The organism is Citrobacter sp. (genome assembly GCF_050252275.1).
Taxonomy (GTDB): Bacteria; Pseudomonadota; Gammaproteobacteria; order Enterobacterales; family Enterobacteriaceae; genus Citrobacter_A; species Citrobacter_A amalonaticus.
In genome coordinates this window covers 1-5,599 of record NZ_JBFWLF010000295.1, presented here as the reverse complement: position 1 = coordinate 5,599, position 5,599 = coordinate 1, and the positions used below count along the sequence as shown (strand labels likewise).

The following is a 5,599-nucleotide window of genomic DNA, read 5'->3' as shown; positions in this document are numbered from 1 at the left end:
ATTATCCTGATGGAGCTGGACGTCTTCCGGCAAGAGTTCATTGAGCTCTTTCATGGTGCGTTTTAGCGTGGAGAGAGTCTTACCGAAACGCTGAACCGCCTCGTCAATCGATAGCGGGCTGTTATCCTGCAAATATTTCAGGAAAGAGAGATCAAAATGATTCATGAACGCTCGCCAGTGGCTAATGCAAGATGCAGGATAACGGAAATCCAGGACTAAAACCGTGACCTGTTGCGTGTCACGGCGGGTTAGATCACAACCCCAGCACCGTGCCGACTAGCAACCACAGGTTCAACGCCACCACCAGTACCACAATCATCCAGCCAGTCTGTTTAACCCAGCGGGTATTCACCAGATCGCCCATCAGTTTGCTGTCGCTGGTAAATATCAGCAGCGGCACCAGCGCCAGTGCAATACCAAAGCTTAACAGCACCTGGCTCATCACCAGAATCCGCGTCGGATCAAGGCCAATCAGAATCACGATAAAGGACGGCATCATGGTGATGGTACGCCGCACCCATAAGGGGATATGAAAACGGACAAACCCCTGCATCACGACCTGCCCCGCCAGCGTACCAACCACCGTTGACGACAACCCCGCCGCCACCAGGCTCAGTCCGAAGACCGTTGCTGCCGCGTGACTTAATAACGGTTCCAGCGTCAGATAAGCCTGATCCAGATCGGCAACACCGGTGTGACCACTGAAGTGAAACGCGGCGGCGGCAGTCGCCATCATCGCCAGATTGACGAACCCCGCAATGGTCATGGCGATAGCTACATCCCATTTTGTCGCCGCATAGCGCTGCTGACGCGTGCCGCCATGCAGGTGCTGTGTTAACGAAGAGTGCAGGTAGATTACATGTGGCATGATGGTAGCGCCCAGCACCCCGGCGGCCAGAAATACCGCTTCAGAGTTGGGCAAGTCAGGGATTATCATGCCTTTACTCAACTGTGCAAAGTTGGGTTGGGAAAAGATCAGTTCAACGATATAAGCCATGGCGACAAACAGCAGCAGGCCGCCGATCACTTTTTCCAGCGGTTTTTGTCCACGCCGCTGGAGCATCAGGATCAAAAAGGTGGCGATCCCGGTCAGCACCGCCCCCTGCAATAACGAAACGCCGAGGATCAGTTTGAATCCTATCGCCGCCCCGATGAATTCCGCGAGATCGGTCGCCATCGCGATAATCTCCGCCTGCACCCAATAGAACCAGACTACCGGCCGCGGATAGTGATCGCGAATTTGTTCAGCCAGATTTTTACCCGTCGCAATACCCAGTTTCGCAGACAAGACCTGAATCAGCATCGCCATCAGGTTTGCCCAGACCACGACCCACAGCAGTTTATAACCAAAGCTGGCACCGGCCTGAATGTTGGTCGCAAAATTGCCCGGGTCGATATAGCCGATAGCCGCGACAAACGCAGGTCCCATTAATGTGAGCCTTAACTTGCGCGCTGCTCTTCCACTGCTACTCTCAACGCGATCGTTTGTCATCTTCTGCCTCGGAAACATAGCCTTTGCTATGTTTTATAGTATGCCTGATGAGAATGGTTATCAAGTGCATGTAAAAAAGGTAACCTTGATTTCTCTAATAGGCGGGAACGATAAAAGTGTGGGTACAGGAATGCGCGTGGCATGTTTAATAATTGTTATTATATTAGCACAATAACTTAACTATTTACTTTCGCATTAGACATAACAGAAGTGTATACCGGATCACTATTTTTGAATCTCGTCACAGGTCCTGATTATAGTGTGTGTTAGATCTCGTTTTCTTTGTACACGTTGCATAGAATGTGCACGAAAACTTAACCTGCCTCATATTTGGAGCAAATATGGACCGCGTCCTTCATTTTGTCCTGGCACTTGCCGTTGTTGCGATCCTCGCATTGCTGGTAAGCAGTGACCGTAAAAAAATTCGCATTCGTTATGTCGTTCAACTGCTTGTTATCGAAGTGTTACTGGCGTGGTTCTTCCTGAACTCTGACGTCGGCCTCGGCTTCGTGAGAGGCTTCTCCGAAATGTTTGAAAAACTGCTCGGATTCGCCAATGAAGGGACGAACTTCGTCTTTGGCAGCATGAACGATAAAGGGTTGGCCTTCTTCTTCCTGAAAGTTCTCTGCCCTATCGTCTTCATTTCAGCGTTGATCGGTATTCTGCAACATATTCGCGTGTTGCCGATTATCATCCGCGCCATTGGTTTCCTGTTATCCAAAGTCAACGGCATGGGCAAACTGGAATCCTTCAACGCCGTCAGCTCGCTGATCCTCGGTCAGTCTGAGAACTTTATCGCGTATAAAGATATTCTCGGCAAAATGTCCCGCAACCGTATGTACACCATGGCCGCGACAGCAATGTCCACCGTTTCCATGTCTATCGTCGGTGCGTACATGACCATGCTGGAACCTAAATACGTGGTTGCGGCGCTGGTTCTGAACATGTTCAGCACCTTTATCGTGCTGTCGCTGATCAACCCGTACCGCGTTGATGCCAGCGAAGAAAATATCCAGATGTCCAACCTGCACGAAGGCCAGAGCTTCTTCGAAATGCTGGGTGAATACATTCTGGCGGGCTTTAAAGTTGCGATTATCGTTGCCGCCATGCTGATCGGCTTTATCGCCCTGATCGCCGCGCTGAACGCCCTGTTCGCCACCGTCACCGGTTGGTTCGGCTACAGCATCTCCTTCCAGGGCATCCTGGGCTACATTTTCTACCCGATTGCCTGGGTGATGGGTGTGCCGTCCAGCGAAGCGTTGCAGGTAGGCAGTATCATGGCGACCAAACTGGTTTCCAACGAATTCGTTGCAATGATGGATCTGCAGAAAATCGCCGCCACGCTCTCTCCGCGCGCGGAAGGTATCCTTTCTGTATTCCTGGTCTCCTTCGCCAACTTCTCTTCTATCGGTATCATCGCAGGCGCGATTAAAGGCCTGAACGAAGAGCAAGGTAACGTCGTATCCCGTTTCGGTCTGAAACTGGTTTACGGCTCTACGCTGGTGAGCGTCTTGTCTGCCTCTATCGCCGCACTGGTTCTGTAAGACAGCACTGACACAAAAAACGGGGAGCGTATCCCCGTTTTTTTATACCTGTGATTCCCCTAACGGCCTCGGTCGTCCAATCAGATACCCTTGCAGGTAGTTCACGCCCAGGCTTAACAGCAGCTCCCGCTGCGCAGGGGTTTCCACGTATTCCGCCACCACGCTTAACGACTTCGCCTTTGCCAGATCGGTTATCGACTTCACAATCATCGCGTCCAGTGAATCGGTCAGAATATCTTTTACAAACACGCCGTCGATTTTGATGATGTCAGCCTGCAAACGCTTCAGGCGCTCGTAATTGGCATACCCGGTACCAAAATCGTCAATCGCAATCCGGAAGCCGAATTTATGCAACTGTTCAAGGTTCTGCATGCTGGTTTCCGAATTGGAAAATGCCTGCTCTTCGGTGATCTCAATGATCACCGTTTCCGGGGCGATACCATAGCAGGTGAACAGGCGAATAATGCGCGGCGCCGTCTCTTTTTGCAGCAGGGTCAGCGGCATGAGATTCACCGAGAAAAGCGGTCCCGCCTCGCCAGAAGGATGCGCAGATAGCCAGTTCAGCAAGGCTTCCACCACCTGCAAATCAAAACGGGCGCTGAGGTTAAATTGCGCGATCAGCGGGATGAACTGATCCGGCGTCATGATACCTTCATCGCTTTTCAGCCGCGCAAGAATCTCGTCGTACCCTTTGCCGTGAGCGTCGCGGATAGGCTGCGCATAAAGCAGGAGATCGCCGTTATCGAGCGCTTTACGAATTTTATTGAGCAGCAGCACCCGTTCGGTCGTCTGGCCCGTCGCGACTTCCTGGCTATGCGTCAGCGCCAGTACCCGGTGATTGGCGCAGGATTGTTCCGCCAGCCAGCTTAACTGACCCAACAACGGTTGCAGCGTCTCCTGCTTCCCATCCCATTGCCCCCAGGATGCGCCGTAGCCCATGTCCAGCCCGGTGTTGTTCCAGTAAATTTTACGACTGTTCAACAGGTCGAGCATATGTTGCAGACGGGCGTCCATTTCCGGCCCGTTAAGCACCAGTAATAATTCACTCCCCGGCAACTGAAAGATTTTTTCATTCTCAAGCATCAACGGTTGCAGCATACGGTGCACCGTGCGTTTGCTGTGCACGCGCATTAACATGCCGTAGTGACGGCTCAGAAACTCCAGATTCTCCAGTCGCAGACAGCAGACGCTCTGCCCTGACTCTTTTTTCAGGAACTGCTCCAGCGCACGCAGATTCGGTAAACGAGTTAAGGGGTCGGTAAGCGCTTGCATATGCCAGCGGCGATTAAGCCATTCACTGCGCTGATAGATACGCATCATATACAGCAGGCAGATACTGAACGAAACAAGAACCGACAGGATAAACGCCAGCGAATACTCCGACCCCACGCCTTGTAAGAAATTGCGGTTATAGGTCAACAAGAACAGCGTGCTAATCGCCCAGCTTAGATTAATAAACGGATAGGTGAGTTTACCCACGCCGGTGGTAAAAATAATGAAGAAGACCGGCACCAGATACCCTGCAATGTATCCGCTCTCCAGGGGAGAACACATAATGACAAGAAGGGCCGAAATACAGGCCAGCCAACTGACGGTAAATAAGCGCTTTTCTTTATCGAAACACGGCGCAATGTCTCTGCGCCAGAACGTTCGGGCATACCGCGGATTCACAATCATCCGCAGCGGATAATAAAACAGCATGGTGAAGATCAGCGCCGCCGAGATCAGACTCAGAATATCGACAATCGTGAAGATGGCCGCCGCAGCACCAAAGAATGTCGACACCGCGACCGGGAAGTCGAGATAATGCCCGGCGAGATACATGCTGATCTTCATCCCGACAGGAGCCACAAAGCCAAACCAAATCACCCTGCGCCAGATATTGCGATCGGGCAAGCCGTAACGCCAGCGCGGTCCAATATGCCAGCGAACAAGCGCGCTCGTTCCTAGTACGGCAAACATCTGACAAAAGAGCAACACGATACCTTGCGCAAACGGCAGATGAAGATTCCAGTGATTAGTCAGGTATAACGCCAGCACAATGGGCAGAACAGCGCGTCGACCAAACAGCAGCAGCATCGACAGCAGCACGCACAGCGGTAGCCACGAAAGATAGATATCGCTGGAGTCCACTATGGTGCGAGGGGAAATCAAACGTGAAAACTGGATGGCTGCGATGGAGAGCACGCTCGCAAGAGCGAATATTCTTATATTATTTATCAGGTTATGCTTGGGTGGCATGAATTAACTGCTCTCACGGAACGAACTATTTGTCACATAAATGATAAGTTTATTCGCACCGCGAAGCAAACCTATACCCGCCAGATAAATCCACCGAATTTGTGAGCACAGACTCTGGCTTAATAGAAACTGTATTACAAAAATGAAAGGTGTGCAGAGATAAAAAAACCCCCGCTTCACAGCGAGGGTTCTGAATTTGGTGGAGCTAAGCGGGATCGAACCGCTGACCTCTTGCATGCCATGCAAGCGCTCTCCCAGCTGAGCTATAGCCCCACGATGCGTTTACGTACCAAAATTGTTGGGTTCAAATTTTGGTGGAGCT

The 5,599-nt window shown here is 51.5% G+C and carries 4 protein-coding genes and 1 tRNA gene; 1 reads left to right on the top strand and 4 read right to left on the bottom strand.

Annotation, left to right across the window (positions count from 1 at the left end):
- Window positions 1-253: 253 nt before the first annotated feature.
- Both AB7E14_RS19735 and AB7E14_RS19730 read right to left on the bottom strand, forming a co-directional pair.
- Window positions 254-1,492, bottom strand: coding sequence for an Nramp family divalent metal transporter (locus tag AB7E14_RS19735; protein ID WP_042999926.1), 1,239 nt, complete (start codon window positions 1,490-1,492; stop codon window positions 254-256).
- Window positions 1,473-1,562 carry a hypothetical protein gene (locus tag AB7E14_RS19730; RefSeq protein WP_418219731.1) on the bottom strand — a complete coding sequence of 30 codons (90 nt, stop codon included), beginning with the start codon at window positions 1,560-1,562 and terminating at the stop codon, window positions 1,473-1,475. Before AB7E14_RS19730 ends, AB7E14_RS19735 begins: the two co-directional genes overlap by 20 nt.
- Before the next feature lie 271 nt (window positions 1,563-1,833).
- On the opposite strand from AB7E14_RS19730, the gene nupC reads away from it, so the two are divergent.
- Window positions 1,834-3,036 (top strand): nucleoside permease NupC, encoded by a 1,203-nt coding sequence (gene nupC / locus AB7E14_RS19725; RefSeq protein WP_042999925.1) that lies wholly within the window; start codon window positions 1,834-1,836, stop codon window positions 3,034-3,036.
- 42 nt (window positions 3,037-3,078) lie between these two features.
- Here nupC and AB7E14_RS19720 read toward each other — a convergent pair whose 3' ends face one another.
- Window positions 3,079-5,277, bottom strand: a complete 2,199-nt coding sequence (locus AB7E14_RS19720) for a bifunctional diguanylate cyclase/phosphodiesterase (RefSeq protein WP_316962445.1) — start codon at window positions 5,275-5,277, stop codon at window positions 3,079-3,081.
- A 197-nt stretch (window positions 5,278-5,474) separates the two neighbouring features.
- A tRNA-Ala gene (locus AB7E14_RS19715) sits at window positions 5,475-5,550 on the bottom strand.
- Window positions 5,551-5,599: the final 49 nt, after the last annotated feature.